The sequence below is a fragment of the Seohaeicola nanhaiensis genome (genome assembly GCF_042654245.1).
Lineage (GTDB): Bacteria > Pseudomonadota > Alphaproteobacteria > Rhodobacterales > Rhodobacteraceae > Seohaeicola_A > Seohaeicola_A nanhaiensis.
This window is the reverse complement of the sequence record NZ_JBHSGI010000033.1, coordinates 221,527-234,358: the sequence shown is the minus strand read 5'-3', so window position 1 is coordinate 234,358 and position 12,832 is coordinate 221,527. Positions and strand designations below refer to the sequence as shown.

The following is a 12,832-nucleotide window of genomic DNA, read 5'->3' as shown; positions in this document are numbered from 1 at the left end:
ATTTTCTTTGCAGGACAACGCCACCCCGCAAAAGCAAAGGGGCCGCGAAACCGCGGCCCCTCCGTCAATCCTGCATCCGGGCGGATGCTTACATCATGCCGCCCATGCCGCCCATGTCGGGCATACCGCCACCGGCGCCGGCACCTTCCTTGGCAGGCTTGTCAGCCACCATGGCTTCGGTGGTGATCAGCAGACCGGCGATCGAGGCGGCGTCCTGCAGCGCGGTGCGCACGACCTTGGCCGGGTCGATGACGCCGAACTTGAACATGTCGCCATACTCTTCGGTCTGGGCGTTGAAGCCGAACTTCGGATCGTCGCTTTCGCGGACCTTGCCGGCAACCACGGAACCGTCAACACCGGCGTTCTCGGCGATCTGGCGCAGCGGCGCTTCCAGCGCGCGGCGAACGATCGAGATACCGACGTTCTGGTCGTTGTTGTCGCCCGTCAGGCCTTCGAGCTTCTTGGCAGCCTGCACGAGGGCGACGCCGCCGCCGACGACGATGCCTTCCTGCACGGCCGCGCGGGTGGCGTTCAGCGCGTCATCGACGCGGTCCTTGCGCTCTTTCACCTCGACTTCGGTCATGCCGCCGACCTTGATGACGGCAACGCCGCCGGCCAGCTTGGCAACACGTTCCTGCAGCTTCTCACGGTCGTAGTCCGAGGTGGTTTCCTCGATCTGCTGACGGATTTGCGAGACGCGGGCTTCGATCTCGGCCTTCTCACCATTGCCATCGACGATGGTGGTGTTGTCCTTGTTGATCTGCACCTTCTTGGCGCGGCCCAGCATGTCCATGCCGACGTTCTCGAGCTTCATGCCCAGGTCTTCCGAGATCACCTGACCACCGGTCAGGATTGCGATGTCCTGCAGCATGGCCTTGCGGCGATCGCCGAAGCCCGGCGCCTTGACGGCGGCGATCTTCAGGCCGCCACGCAGCTTGTTGACCACGAGGGTTGCAAGCGCTTCGCCCTCGACGTCCTCGGCTACGATCAGCAGCGGCTTCTGCGACTGGATCACCTGCTCGAGCAGCGGGACCATCGGCTGCAGCGACGAGAGTTTCTTCTCGTGCAGCAGGATCAGACAGTCGTCCAGCTCTGCGGTCATCTTGTCGGCGTTGGTGACGAAGTAGGGCGACAGGTAGCCACGGTCGAACTGCATGCCTTCGACGACCTCGACTTCGGTCTCCAGGCCCTTGTTCTCTTCGACGGTGATGACACCCTCGTTGCCGACCTTCTGCATCGCGTCTGCTATGAAGCGGCCGATCTGGGCTTCGCCGTTGGCCGAGATGGTGCCGACCTGCGCGACTTCGTCGCTGTCGGTCACGTCGCGGGCAGCGTTCTTGATGGCTTCCACGACGGTGGTGGTGGCCAGGTCGATGCCGCGCTTCAGGTCCATCGGGTTCATGCCCGCTGCGACCGACTTCATGCCTTCCTTGACGATGGCCTGGGCCAGAACCGTCGCGGTGGTGGTGCCGTCGCCGGCCTCGTCATTGGTGCGGGAAGCAACTTCCTTCACCATCTGCGCGCCCATGTTCTCGAACTTGTCTTCCAGTTCGATCTCCTTGGCGACCGACACACCGTCCTTGGTGATGCGGGGCGCGCCGAAGGATTTGTCGAGCACCACGTTCCGGCCTTTCGGGCCGAGGGTGACTTTCACGGCATCGGCAAGAATGTTCACGCCGCGCAGCATGCGGTTGCGGGCATCGGTATCGAACTTGACGTCCTTAGCAGCCATTTTGAATTCTCCTCTGGGGAATGTCGTCAGAAATCGGGGTTACGTCCGGGCCGGTGGCCTCAGGACATTTTCCCCATGATGTCGCTTTCCTTCATGATCAGCAGCTCTTCGCCGTCGATCGTGACCTCGGTGCCCGACCATTTGCCGAACAGGATGCGGTCGCCGGCCTTGACGGCCATCGCGATCAGCTCGCCCGAATCCTTCCGGGCACCTTCGCCGCAGGCGACGACTTCGCCTTCGCTCGGCTTTTCCTTGGCGCTGTCGGGGATGATCAGACCGCCCTTGGTTTTCTCGTCGCCCTGGACGCGGCGAACCAGCACGCGGTCATGAAGTGGGGTGAATGCCATCTTTGCAGCTCCTCAACGCTCAACGTTTGTATCTCTGTGCCCCGTTTCGCGGGGCATTAGCACTCACAGGCGGTGAGTGCTAACGGGGCCTAGTTAGGAACAGCCGCGCCGCGAGTCAACGGGATTCATCGGATTTTTCGGATTGATCGCAAAGGCCCGCGCACCGGCGCCGGCCGTGCATGGCTCATTGGTTTACCTATGCATTCCGCGCCGCCGGTTCAACCCGCCGGCCGGCTTGCCTCAAGGACATCTGAGATAGGTGACCTTCAGCGCCTCGGGGTCGTTGCCCGCGTCCTCGCGCACCAGCCGCGCGCCGCCCTCCGTCAGACGCAGCGCGATGGTCCGGCTCCAGGTCTGCCCCTCGCCACTGAAGGCGAAATCGGCGGTGATGCGATCCGCGCCCCGGTCCTCGACCGCGCCCAGCGCCGCCCGCGATTCATAGAAGGCCAGCGTCGTCGCGCCCACCGTCATCAGCCCCTTGGCATCGTCGCGCCCGGGCTCGCAATCCGCCGCCACGAGGCCCCAGCGCCCCTGCATCCCCTCGGGAATCGTGGCGGGATCGCCCGCCCCCACATCGCAGGCGGCCATAGACAACACTCCAAGCCCTGCCAGAAAAGCCGTCTTCATCCTGATGTCCTTTCCATGCGTTCCGTCAGAACGAAAACCCTCCCCGGCCGGCCGCCGTTCCCTCACGCCTCCGGCAGCGAGCCGTCCCAGTCGGCCAAGCCCCACCGACCCGCCTCGGTCAGCCCGTAGATGCCGATGGAAACCCGCTCGAACCAGCCATAGTGGTTGTCCGCCATCAGCCGCGTCGCCGCCTTCACCCCCGTGGCCTGCGCCACCACCGACCCCTTGCACGGCCCCTGCCCCGCGAGATGCAGCGCACAGGCCAGCGCGTCCTGCCGATAGCCCGTGACGATCCCGTGCCGCGTCGCCCCGCCGTCGTTCGGATCGCCCCGCAGCCGGTCGAACTCGCGCAGCAGCCGCGCCTGCCGCGCCTTCGACTTGCGCGGCGCATAGGGGCCGGGATCGCACAGCACCTCGGCGCGCCCCCGCGCATCGACACAGATCAGCCCCAGACCCAGCCGCCGGCACAGCGCGAGGTTGTCCCGCAGCGCCCGCTTCGCACTGCGCCCCGTGGGCCGCGGCACCCCGAGATAGACCAGATCGCTCAGCGCCAGCCGCGCAACCGCCTGATGGAACAGCGACAGCGAGAACCGCACCTTCAGTTCGACGATGACCACCGGCTCGTCGCCCCGCCGCGCCACCACATCCACCGCCCCCACCTCGCCCTTGACGGCATAGCCCTGCCGCTCGAACAGCGCCTTGATCGGGGCATAGAGTGCGCTTTCAGAGGAAATTTCCATGCGTTTCGATAGCAAACCGCTCACATCCCCGCCAGTGTCCCGCCGGTCCCTTGTGGCCGCCCGGCCCTGCCTGTAGCCTTGCCACCACCACCAGCAGGACACCCTTCATGATCCGACTACTCGCCGCCCTGCTGTTCAGCCTGCTGGCCCTCCAGGCGCAGGCCCGCTGCCAGGGCGCCGACCTGCGCGATCATCTCGACGCGAACCAGAGCGCCGCGCTGACCCGGGAACTGGCGCAGATCCCCTACGGCGAGGGCAACCACTGGATCGCCCGCAAGGGCGCGCGCACGATCCATATCGTCGGCACCATGCATGTGAACGACAGCCGCCTGAACGGCGTGATGCGCCGCCTCACCCCGGTCATCCGCTCGGCCGACGCCGTGCTGCTCGAAGTCACCGGCCCCGAGGGGCGCAGGTTCTGGGAAACCCCCGAAGAGAACATCAACCTCTTCGTGATCCGCAAGGGCCCGGGCCTGACCGAGGTGATGTCGGAACGCGGGTGGGAGCTGCTCAGCCGCGCCGCGCTGGCGATGAACCTCGACCCCCGCCGCGTCGCCCGCATCCAGCCCTGGTTCCTCTCGGTGCTGCTGGCCGAATCCTTCTGCGGCCCGCGCGGCTTCCGACCGCAGAACGGGCTCGACAACCGCATCGAGTCCGTCGCCATCCGCGCCGGCGTGCCGCTTGGCTCGCTGGAGACGGTGGCTTCGGCGATCACGGTCCTGTCGCGCCGGTCGCTGGCCGATCAGGCGAAGATGCTGGAATACGATCTCACCTCCTCCACCGGCAACGACCACACCTTCGTCACCCTGCGCGAAGCCTATTTCGACGAGCGGATGGGTTCGGGCATGGTGCTGGAGAAATGGCAGTTCCTGGCCAACGCTCCGGGTGCCCCGCGCGACCGGCAGCGGCTCTGGTCCAACTACACCGCCGACATTCTCGACAGCCGCAACCAGGCCTGGGTGCCGCGCATTCTGGGCACCCCGGGCAATTCGCTGGTCGTCGCTGTCGGCGCCGCCCACCTGCCTGGCCGCGCCGGCGTGCTGAACCTGCTCGCCCGCGCCGGCTACACACTCGAACGCGCACCCTTCTGATCGCGCAGGCCCGGTCGGCCGCTTCCAGCCGCCCCCAACTGGTATGTTTTTCCCGGCCCGAAGAGGGTCAAAAAACGTCACTTCAAAATTTTCATTCAAAATCAAAGTGTTGGATAGCGTCCTAGCTGGGACGCTCCGAAACAGGCCATTTTCAGCCCCTGATTTTCGGTCGCAGCCCGCCCGCGCCGCGCCCTCGTGACATCGCCGACCCACGCTCTTATAACGCCGGCCAAATCTTCCTCCCGCGATACAGGACGCATCCAATGACCATCCAAGTCTTCGGCCACAAATCCCCCGACACCGACTCGACCGGCTCGCCCATCATCTGGGCCTGGTATCTCTCCGAGGTGAAGGGCACCCCGGCCGAACCCAAACTGCTGGGCGAGCCGAACACCGAAGCCGCCTTCATGCTGACCCGCTGGGATCTCCCCAAGCCCGCCATCATCCCCGGCGTCGAGGCCGGCACGCCGGTCGTGATCGTCGACACCAACAACCCGGCCGAGCTGCCAGACAACATCAACGCCGCCGATATCCAGGCCATCATCGACCACCACAAGCTGGTCGGCGGACTGGAAACCAAGGGCCCCATCGACATCACCGTCCGCCCGCTGGCCTGCACCGCCACCATCATGCACGACCTGATCGGCGCCGACATGGCGAAGATGCCGAAGGCCGTGAAGGGCGCGATGCTGACCTGCATCCTCTCGGACACGCTGGAATTCCGCTCGCCCACCACCACCGACCATGACAAGGCCATCGCCGTGGCGCTGGCCGCCGAGCTGGGTGTGAACGTCGCCGACTACGCCGCCGAGATGTTCGCCGCCAAATCCGACGTGTCCGACTTCTCCGAAGCCGAACTGCTGCGGATGGATTCCAAGGAATACGAGGTCGGCGGCAAGCAGTTCCGCGTCTCGGTGCTGGAAACCACCTCGCCGAAAACCGTGCTCGACCGCAAGGCGGCGCTGATGGCCGCCATGCCCGCCGTCGCCGCCGAAGACGGTGCCGACCAGGTCCTGCTCTTCGTGGTCGACATCCTGAACGAGGAAGCCACGCTGCTGGTCCCCAACGATCTGGTCAAGACCATCGCGGAAAAGAGCTTTGGCGCCACCGTCGGCGGCGACACCGTCGTCCTGCCCGGCATCATGAGCCGCAAGAAGCAGATCATCCCGGCGCTCGCGCTCTGATCTGCCCCAAGAGCTTCACGGCGGCGCCCAACCGGCGCCGCCTTTTTCATGTCCGGGTGCGGGCATGACGATTGCAATTCCGATCTGGCTGATTTTCATCAACACCGTCGCATGGCTCGCTTTCCGGGCCGACAAGCGCCGCGCCATGGCCGGCGAGTGGCGCATCCCAGAGACGCGGCTATTGACCCTCGCCCTCGCCGGCGGCTGGTTCGGCGCAAAACTCGCCCAGCGCCGGTTCCGCCACAAGACGCGCAAGCAACCCTTCGCCGCGTTCCTCAATTTTGTCCCGATCACATGGGTGACCATTCTCTGGCTGATGCTCATGGTCCCGGCGACATTCCAAGCGTTGCGCGCAACACCGGGTGTCCTTGCAACGGCTGTAACCTCGCTGGTTGTTCACCGGCAAACAGCAGAACCCGTCACACAACCCGCGCGACGCTTTTTCCAGAAGGCCCGACAGCCCTGATCACCCCGCTTCTGGGCTTCCGCCCCGATCCGGAATACATCTGGCGCCGACACCTAACGGGAAAGCCACCACATGACCCAGATCATCGCCGCCCTCTCCGATATCTCCGACCGCTACGACGCCGCCTTCGTCGACCTCTGGGGCTGTGTGCATGACGGTGTGAGGGCCTACCCCGAGGCGGTCGCCGCTCTGCAGGCCTTCCGCGCCCGCGGCGGGACGGTGGTCCTGCTGACCAACGCGCCCCGTCCGCGTGCGGACGTAAGGCGCCAGATCGCCGGCTTCGGCGTACCCGAAGACGCCTATGACACCATCGCCACCTCGGGCGACAGCGCTCGGGTCGCGATGTTCCAGGGCGCCATCGGCAGCAAGGTGCTGTTCATGGGCAACCAGGCCACCGACAACGGCTTCTTCACACCGCCCCACGTGGTCGAGAACCCGGTCGCCATCGAGATTGTGCCGCTCGAACAGGCCGAGGGCATCGCCTGTCTCGGCCCCGACGATCCGCAGGCCGACCCCGAGGTGAACCGTCCGGTTTTCCTCTATGCCAAGCAGAAAGGGCTGAAACTGCTCTGCGCCAACCCCGACATCGTGGTCGACCGCGGCGGCGTGCGGGAATGGTGCGCCGGCGCGCTGGCGCGGCTCTATACCGAGATGGGCGGAGAAAGCCTCTACTTCGGCAAACCCCATCCGCCGATCTACGACCTTGCCCGCCGCCGCCTGAGCGAAATCGGCAAGCTCTGCCCCGACTCGCGAATCCTCGCCATCGGCGACGGGGTGCACACCGACATCGACGGGGCCATGGGCGAGGATATCGACTCTTTGCTCATCTCGGGCGGACTGGCTGCGGAAGAGACAAAGACAACTCACCAGCCCGACCCGGCAGCGCTTGAGGCCTATCTGCAGAGGGAAATGGTCACTCCGACCTATACGATCGGTTTCCTCCGCTAGACCGATTGGGGCTTGCCTTTCTGCGACTGCGAAGTAATAAAGTTGCCGAACCGCCGGGATATACGGATAGATTCTTTCCCGGCCGATTTCGGAACGAGGGTGCCATGTTGGACAATCTGCCGCGCGGAACGATCTGTATCGAAGATATCGAGATGGGCATGTCCCGCCACCTGCGAAAGGTTGTGACCGACGAGGATATCGAAATGTTCGCCCAGGTCTCGACCGACCGGAACCCGGTTCATCTGGACGACGACTATGCCCGCGACACGATCTTCGAAGGGCGTATCGCCCACGGAATGCTCACCGCCGGGCTGATCTCGGCGGTGATCGGTGAACAGCTTCCGGGGCATGGCACGGTCTACATGGGCCAGACGCTGAAGTTCCTCGCCCCCGTGCGCCCCGGCGACATGGTTTATGCCGAGGTCAAGGTGATCGGCATAGACATGGCCAAGCGCCGCGTGCAGCTCGATTGCCATTGCTCTGTCGAGGGCAAGAAGGTCCTGATCGGCGAAGCCACCGTCATGGCGCCCAGCCGCAAGTTCGACTAGGAACCGCCGCAGAGCGCGGATTTTCGGCAGAAATTCCGCGCCGCCCGCCCGCTTCACGTCCCCGGCGCAGCCCCACTTGCACACCCCACGTTGTGGCGCTAGGCAGGCGCCATGCGGATCGTCCGGGACTATCAATTCGTCAAGCCAGAAGAGCGCGGCGCCAGCGTCGCCATCGGCAATTTCGACGGTGTGCACCTTGGCCACCAGTCGGTGATCGCGCTTGCGCGCCAGGCCGCGCCCGACGCGCCGCTGGGGGTGCTGACCTTCGAGCCCCACCCGCGCGAATTCTTCGCCCCCAAGGCCCCGCCCTTCCGCCTGATGAGCCGCGAAGCGCGCCGTCACCAGCTCGAGAAACTGGGCGTCGACGTGCTGTACGAACTGAACTTCAACGCCGCGCTCTCCTCGCTCAGCCCGGAAGATTTCGCGCGGAAGGTCATCGTGCAGGGCCTCGGCCTCGCGCACGTCGTCGTGGGCGCCGATTTCTGCTTTGGCAAGGGCCGCGCCGGCACCACCGACGACCTGATCCGCTTCGGGCAAGAGATGGGCTTTGGCGTCACCATCGCGCCGCTGCTCGAGGAAAGCGCCACGACCGTGTCGTCCACCGCAATCCGCAAGGCGCTGGCCGAGGGCCGTCCGCGCGATGCGGCCGCGATGCTGGGCCATTGGCACCGCATCGAAGGCGTGGTGATCGGCGGCGAACAGCGCGGCCGCGATCTGGGCTATCCCACCGCCAACATGTCCCTGTCCGGGCTGCATCTGCCGGCCTTCGGCGTCTATGCCGTGCTGGCCGACGTTCTCGACGGGCCGCACAAGGGCCGCTACCACGGCGCGGCCAGCCTGGGCGTGCGGCCGATGTTCAACGGCGAGGTTCCGAACCTCGAAACCTTCCTCTTCGACTTTTCCGGCGACCTCTATGGCGCGACCCTGTCCATCGCGTTGGTCGACTACCTGCGCGGCGAAGAGAAATTCGACAGCCTCGATGCTTTGATCGCCCAGATGGGGGCCGACTGCGACCGCGCCCGCGACATCCTGAACGCCCTCTGACCCCTTTCCTTTCCCGCCTCGCGCTGTAGTGTCCGCCCCATGACTGACCGGTTCCACCGCAAGGGCCTGCGCCCACGCTTCTGGGAAAACATCCCGATGGAGGCCATGACCAAAGGGGAATGGGAGGCGCTCTGCGACGGCTGCGGCAAATGCTGCATGAACAAGCTGGAGGACGAGGATACGGGCATCGTCGTCCTGACCCGCATCGCCTGCCGCCTGTTCGACGACGAAACCTGCCTCTGCGCACAATACCCGATCCGGCACCAGTTCGTGCCCGAATGCATCGTGCTGCGCCCCTCGACCATCGAGGAACATCTCTACTGGCTGCCGCAGACCTGCGCCTATCGGCTGGTCCACGAAGACCGCCCGCTCTACGACTGGCACCCGCTGATTTCCGGGCGGGCCGAGACGGTGCATCACGCCGGCGTCTCGATGCGCGACCGCACCCTGCCCGAATTCGAAGTGCCCGAGGAAGACTGGGAAGACCACCTGATCGAGGAACCGCTCTGATGTATTTCGCCTCCGACAACTCCGGCCCGGTCCTGCCCGAGGTCATGACCGCGCTGGCCGACGCCAACACCGGCTATGCCATGCCCTACGGCGCCGATCCGATCATGGAGCAGGTCCGCGCCCGGGTGCGCGAGATCTTCGAGGCGCCCGAGGCGGCTGTCTATCTGGTCTCCACCGGCACCGCGGCCAATTCGCTGGCGCTGGCCACGCTGGTGCCGCCCTATGGCACCGTCTTCTGCTCGCCGGTCGCGCATATCCACGAGGATGAGTGCAACGCGCCCGAATTCTACAGCGGCGGCGCCAAGCTGACGCTGGTGCCGGGCGGTGACAGGATGACCCCCGACTCCCTGCGCGCCACCATCGCCAAGGAAGAGACGCGGGGCGTGCACGGCCCCGTGCGCGGGCCGGTCTCGATCACGCAGGTGACGGAACGCGGCGGCGTCTACTCGCTCGACGAACTCTCCGCCCTGACCGCCGTGGCAAAGGACTTCGGCCTGCCCGTCCATCTCGACGGCGCGCGCTTTGCCAACGCTTTGGTCGCGCTCGGCTGCACCCCGGCCGAGATGACCTGGAAGCTGGGCGTCGATGCCGTCTCGTTCGGCGGCACCAAGAACGGCTGCATGGGGGTCGAGGCGGTGGTCTTCTTCGACCCGGCCCGCGCGCAGGAGTTCGAGCTGCGCCGCAAGCGCGGGGCGCATCTCTTCTCCAAGCACCGCTATCTTTCGGCGCAAATGGCGGGCTATCTGACCGGCAATGTCTGGCTCGACGCCGCCCGCAGGGCCAATGCCGCCTGCACCCGTCTCGCCGACGGCCTGCGCGCCGCGGGCGCCGGGTTCCTGCACGAACCGCAGGCCAACATGATCTTCGCCACCTTCCCCCGCGCCGCGCACCGCCGCCTGCACGAGGCCGGGGCGCGCTATTACCTCTGGGATGGCACGCTCGACGGTGCCGACGACGAAGCGGTCGGCTGCCGCCTGGTATGCGACTGGTCGGCGACCGAGGCGAATATCGACCGATTCCTGGAGCTGGTGCGCGGCTGACGGTTCACTCCGCCGGCGCGCGCGCGAAGAGCTCGCGCAGCAGCCCCGCAACCGCCGTCGGATGGGTCAGCGGCACCATGTGCCCTGCCCCCTCGACCACAACGTTGCGCGCATCCGGCAGGCGGGCGCCGATGGCGTCGTTGGTCAGCCCGATGATCGGCGTCGTCGCACTTCCCCGGATCAGCAGCGCCGGCATCGCGACGCGATCCAGCACGCCGGGGCGCAAAATCTCGTGGCAGTCACCGATGATCGCGGGCGCGCAGGCCGGCACGATCTGCACGCCCCGCGCCATCGACAGCTGGCTCGCCTCGGGCAGCTGGTCGAAGGACGGCCCGCCCTCGTTCCCCCAGCCGGCGTTGAACAGACGCGCCGCCCGCAGCGGATCGCCCTCTGCCAGCGCGGTGTAGAACGCCGCCGACCCAGCCTGTTCCTGCGCCAGCTTCTCGGGGTGGCTGTCCTTCACGAATGCAAAATAGACCGGCTCGATCAGGGTGACGCTGCGCACCAGCTCCGGAAGCTCGACCGCCATCCGCAGCGCAACCGTCGCGCCGAAGGAATGGCCGATGACGTCCATCCGCCCGCTCAGATGTGCCGCCGCCCCTTCCAGAACGCATTGCTGAAAGTCACCCTTGCCGTCCCAATCCGGGCTTTTCCCGTGGTTCAGCATGTCGGTGGCGTGAATCGTCACCTCACCGTCCATCACCTCGGCCAGCCCGCGCCAGGCGCCGGAATGCGCCATGGTGCAATGCAGCGCCAGCACCTGACGCGGCCCGGTCCCGAAGCTGCGACAGTTCAGCGGCTGGGCGATCCTCTCGGGCCGGTTCACGCCGCGCCCGAGCCGAGGTGGGCGTCCAGATCGTCCAGCCGGTCCTGCCCCCAGAACCGCGCGTCATCCGCGTTGACGATATAGAAGGGCGCACCAAAGGCCCCGCGCGCCGCCGCTTCCTCGGTATTGGCGGCATAGGTCTCGGCCGCCGACAGCATCCCCTTGTCTGCCACGGCCGGATCGAAGCCGCAGTCGCTCACTATCGCCGCAATCACCTCGGGGTCCGCGATCTCGCGCTCCTCCGCCCAGACGGCGCGGGTGAAGGCATGCACCAGTGGGCCCACATCGCCGCCCGCCTGGGCCACCGCGATCACCGCATAGGCCGAAGGCGCCACATTCGTGGGCCAGTGCCGGGGCTTCAGGTTCAACGGCATCTTCAGCTTCGCCGATTGCCGCGTCAGCTCTTGCGCGCGATATTCCATGCGCGACGGATGCCGGTCCTTGGGCGCCACGCCCCCGGTACGCGCGAAGACGGCCAGCAGGTCGACCGGCTTGTAGGCAATGGTCTTGCCATGCCGCGCCGCGATCTGTTCCAGCCGGGTCCCGGCCAGATAGGTCCAGGGCGACACCGTGGCAAAGAAATAGTCAATATCGGCCATGCGCAAGTTTCTCCCTGTGGCAATCTTTGCCTGACGGTAAGGCCATGTTAAGCGGTGTCAATAACACGAATCTCTCCGTTACCGCTGCTACGGGAACCCCAGACATGCCAATAGTGACCGAACCCAAGCTGATCGCTGGGAATGCCAACCTGCCATTGGCGAAAGCGATCGCGCGGCGGATGACCATGCACCGCGGCACCCACACCGGTCTGGTCGAAGCGAGGGTCGAACGGTTCAACGACGGCGAGATTTTTGTCGAGGTCTTCGAGAACGTCCGCGGCGAGGACATGTTCATCATCCAGCCGACCTCGAACCCGGCCAACGACAACCTGATGGAGCTGCTGATCATCGCCGACGCGCTGCGCCGCTCTTCGGCCGCGCGGATCACTGCGGTGATCCCCTATTTCGGCTATGCCCGCCAGGACCGCCGCACCAAGGCCCGCACCCCGATCAGCGCCAAGCTGGTCGCCAACATGATGGTCGGCGCCGGCATCGAGCGGATCCTGACGATGGACCTGCACGCCGCGCAGATTCAGGGGTTCTTCGATATCCCGGTCGACAACCTCTATGCCTCGCCGATCTTCGCGCTGGACATCCGCACGCATTTCAAGAGCCAGTTGAGCGAACTGACCATCATCTCGCCCGACGTGGGCGGCGTGGCGCGGGCGCGCGAACTGGCCAAGCGTGTCAACGCCCCCCTCGCCATTGTCGACAAGCGGCGCGAGAAACCGGGCGAAATCGCCGAAATGACGGTGATCGGCAACGTCCAGGACAAGATCTGCCTGATCGTCGACGACATCTGCGACACGGCCGGAACGCTCTGCAAGGCCGCCGAGGTGCTGTTGCAGAACGGCGCGAAAGAGGTGCACTCCTATATCTCGCACGGCGTGATGAGCGGCCCGGCGGTAGAACGGGTGCAGAACTCGGTGATGAAATCGCTGGTGATCTCGGACACCATCCAGCCGACCGAAGCCGTCAAGGGCGCCTCCAACATCCGCATCGTGCCAACTGCGCCGGTCTTCGCGCAGGCGATCCTGAACATCTGGAACGGCACTTCGGTCTCCTCGCTGTTCGAGGATGCCACGCTCGTCCCGATCTACGAATCTCTCTACGGCACCGACTGAGGCGGC

The 12,832-nt window shown here is 65.8% G+C and carries 15 protein-coding genes; 9 read left to right on the top strand and 6 right to left on the bottom strand.

The genetic code is table 11. From position 1 onward, the window contains the following. Nucleotides 1-88: 88 nt before the first annotated feature. The 4 genes from groL to ACFO5X_RS22380 all read right to left on the bottom strand — a co-directional run bounded on the left by groL (nt 89) and on the right by ACFO5X_RS22380 (nt 3,446). Entirely contained in the window at nt 89-1,732 is a 1,644-nt protein-coding gene (gene groL, locus ACFO5X_RS22395) for a chaperonin GroEL (RefSeq protein WP_380721736.1), read from the bottom strand. A gap of 59 nt (nt 1,733-1,791) precedes the next feature. Further along, on the bottom strand, nt 1,792-2,079 hold the full coding sequence (locus tag ACFO5X_RS22390) for a co-chaperone GroES (RefSeq protein WP_380721734.1): 288 nt from the start codon (nt 2,077-2,079) through the stop codon (nt 1,792-1,794). A gap of 240 nt (nt 2,080-2,319) precedes the next feature. Then, on the bottom strand, nt 2,320-2,706 hold the full coding sequence (locus ACFO5X_RS22385; protein WP_380721732.1) for a hypothetical protein: 387 nt from the start codon (nt 2,704-2,706) through the stop codon (nt 2,320-2,322). Between the two features lie 62 nt (nt 2,707-2,768). Beyond that, nucleotides 2,769-3,446 (bottom strand): DUF2161 domain-containing phosphodiesterase, encoded by a 678-nt coding sequence (locus tag ACFO5X_RS22380; protein ID WP_380721730.1) that lies wholly within the window; start codon nt 3,444-3,446, stop codon nt 2,769-2,771. Nucleotides 3,447-3,553: 107 nt separating this feature from the next. Between ACFO5X_RS22380 and ACFO5X_RS22375 the strand changes: the two genes are divergently transcribed. The 8 genes from ACFO5X_RS22375 to ACFO5X_RS22340 all read left to right on the top strand — a co-directional run bounded on the left by ACFO5X_RS22375 (nt 3,554) and on the right by ACFO5X_RS22340 (nt 10,277). Beyond that, complete coding sequence (locus ACFO5X_RS22375; protein ID WP_380721728.1) at nt 3,554-4,537, top strand: TraB/GumN family protein; 984 nt, start codon at nt 3,554-3,556, stop codon at nt 4,535-4,537. 263 nt (nt 4,538-4,800) lie between these two features. Beyond that, complete coding sequence (locus ACFO5X_RS22370; RefSeq protein WP_380721726.1) at nt 4,801-5,721, top strand: manganese-dependent inorganic pyrophosphatase; 921 nt, start codon at nt 4,801-4,803, stop codon at nt 5,719-5,721. Between the two features lie 64 nt (nt 5,722-5,785). Next, on the top strand, nt 5,786-6,187 hold the full coding sequence (locus tag ACFO5X_RS22365) for a DUF1294 domain-containing protein (RefSeq protein WP_380721724.1): 402 nt from the start codon (nt 5,786-5,788) through the stop codon (nt 6,185-6,187). A 72-nt stretch (nt 6,188-6,259) separates the two neighbouring features. Then, on the top strand, nt 6,260-7,135 hold the full coding sequence (locus ACFO5X_RS22360) for a TIGR01459 family HAD-type hydrolase (protein WP_380721722.1): 876 nt from the start codon (nt 6,260-6,262) through the stop codon (nt 7,133-7,135). Nucleotides 7,136-7,239: 104 nt separating this feature from the next. Then, nucleotides 7,240-7,683: a MaoC family dehydratase gene (locus ACFO5X_RS22355; protein WP_380721718.1), complete on the top strand. Its 444-nt coding sequence runs from the start codon at nt 7,240-7,242 to the stop codon at nt 7,681-7,683. A 111-nt stretch (nt 7,684-7,794) separates the two neighbouring features. Continuing rightward, a complete protein-coding gene (locus ACFO5X_RS22350) occupies nt 7,795-8,727 on the top strand; it encodes a bifunctional riboflavin kinase/FAD synthetase (RefSeq protein WP_380721715.1) in 933 nt (310 codons plus the stop codon). A 39-nt stretch (nt 8,728-8,766) separates the two neighbouring features. Next, a complete protein-coding gene (locus ACFO5X_RS22345) occupies nt 8,767-9,237 on the top strand; it encodes a YcgN family cysteine cluster protein (RefSeq protein WP_380721712.1) in 471 nt (156 codons plus the stop codon). Then, a complete protein-coding gene (locus tag ACFO5X_RS22340) occupies nt 9,237-10,277 on the top strand; it encodes a threonine aldolase family protein (RefSeq protein ID WP_380721709.1) in 1,041 nt (346 codons plus the stop codon). Before ACFO5X_RS22345 ends, ACFO5X_RS22340 begins: the two co-directional genes overlap by 1 nt. Nucleotides 10,278-10,281: 4 nt before the next feature. On the opposite strand, the gene ACFO5X_RS22335 is transcribed toward ACFO5X_RS22340, so the two are convergent. Together ACFO5X_RS22335 and ACFO5X_RS22330 are read right to left on the bottom strand one after the other, a co-directional pair. Then, entirely contained in the window at nt 10,282-11,103 is an 822-nt protein-coding gene (locus tag ACFO5X_RS22335; protein ID WP_380721706.1) for an alpha/beta fold hydrolase, read from the bottom strand. Then, nucleotides 11,100-11,702, bottom strand: a complete 603-nt coding sequence (locus tag ACFO5X_RS22330; protein WP_380721703.1) for a 2-hydroxychromene-2-carboxylate isomerase — start codon at nt 11,700-11,702, stop codon at nt 11,100-11,102. Before ACFO5X_RS22330 ends, ACFO5X_RS22335 begins: the two co-directional genes overlap by 4 nt. Nucleotides 11,703-11,806: 104 nt before the next feature. Here ACFO5X_RS22330 and ACFO5X_RS22325 point away from each other — a divergent pair, with 104 nt between their 5' ends. Then, entirely contained in the window at nt 11,807-12,826 is a 1,020-nt protein-coding gene (locus ACFO5X_RS22325; RefSeq protein WP_380721700.1) for a ribose-phosphate pyrophosphokinase, read from the top strand. The last annotated feature ends 6 nt before the right edge of the window (nt 12,827-12,832 follow it).

What these genes read in the sequence shown, in the direction of transcription:
- groL (WP_380721736.1), bottom strand. Translation starts at nt 1,732, where the DNA reads ATGGCTGCTAAGGACGTCAAGTTCGATACCGATGCCCGCAACCGCATG.
- ACFO5X_RS22390 (WP_380721734.1), bottom strand. Translation starts at nt 2,079, where the DNA reads ATGGCATTCACCCCACTTCATGACCGCGTGCTGGTTCGCCGCGTCCAG.
- ACFO5X_RS22385 (WP_380721732.1), bottom strand. Translation starts at nt 2,706, where the DNA reads ATGAAGACGGCTTTTCTGGCAGGGCTTGGAGTGTTGTCTATGGCCGCC.
- ACFO5X_RS22380 (WP_380721730.1), bottom strand. Translation starts at nt 3,446, where the DNA reads ATGGAAATTTCCTCTGAAAGCGCACTCTATGCCCCGATCAAGGCGCTG.
- ACFO5X_RS22375 (WP_380721728.1), top strand. Translation starts at nt 3,554, where the DNA reads ATGATCCGACTACTCGCCGCCCTGCTGTTCAGCCTGCTGGCCCTCCAG.
- ACFO5X_RS22370 (WP_380721726.1), top strand. Translation starts at nt 4,801, where the DNA reads ATGACCATCCAAGTCTTCGGCCACAAATCCCCCGACACCGACTCGACC.
- ACFO5X_RS22365 (WP_380721724.1), top strand. Translation starts at nt 5,786, where the DNA reads ATGACGATTGCAATTCCGATCTGGCTGATTTTCATCAACACCGTCGCA.
- ACFO5X_RS22360 (WP_380721722.1), top strand. Translation starts at nt 6,260, where the DNA reads ATGACCCAGATCATCGCCGCCCTCTCCGATATCTCCGACCGCTACGAC.
- ACFO5X_RS22355 (WP_380721718.1), top strand. Translation starts at nt 7,240, where the DNA reads ATGTTGGACAATCTGCCGCGCGGAACGATCTGTATCGAAGATATCGAG.
- ACFO5X_RS22350 (WP_380721715.1), top strand. Translation starts at nt 7,795, where the DNA reads ATGCGGATCGTCCGGGACTATCAATTCGTCAAGCCAGAAGAGCGCGGC.
- ACFO5X_RS22345 (WP_380721712.1), top strand. Translation starts at nt 8,767, where the DNA reads ATGACTGACCGGTTCCACCGCAAGGGCCTGCGCCCACGCTTCTGGGAA.
- ACFO5X_RS22340 (WP_380721709.1), top strand. Translation starts at nt 9,237, where the DNA reads ATGTATTTCGCCTCCGACAACTCCGGCCCGGTCCTGCCCGAGGTCATG.
- ACFO5X_RS22330 (WP_380721703.1), bottom strand. Translation starts at nt 11,702, where the DNA reads ATGGCCGATATTGACTATTTCTTTGCCACGGTGTCGCCCTGGACCTAT.
- ACFO5X_RS22325 (WP_380721700.1), top strand. Translation starts at nt 11,807, where the DNA reads ATGCCAATAGTGACCGAACCCAAGCTGATCGCTGGGAATGCCAACCTG.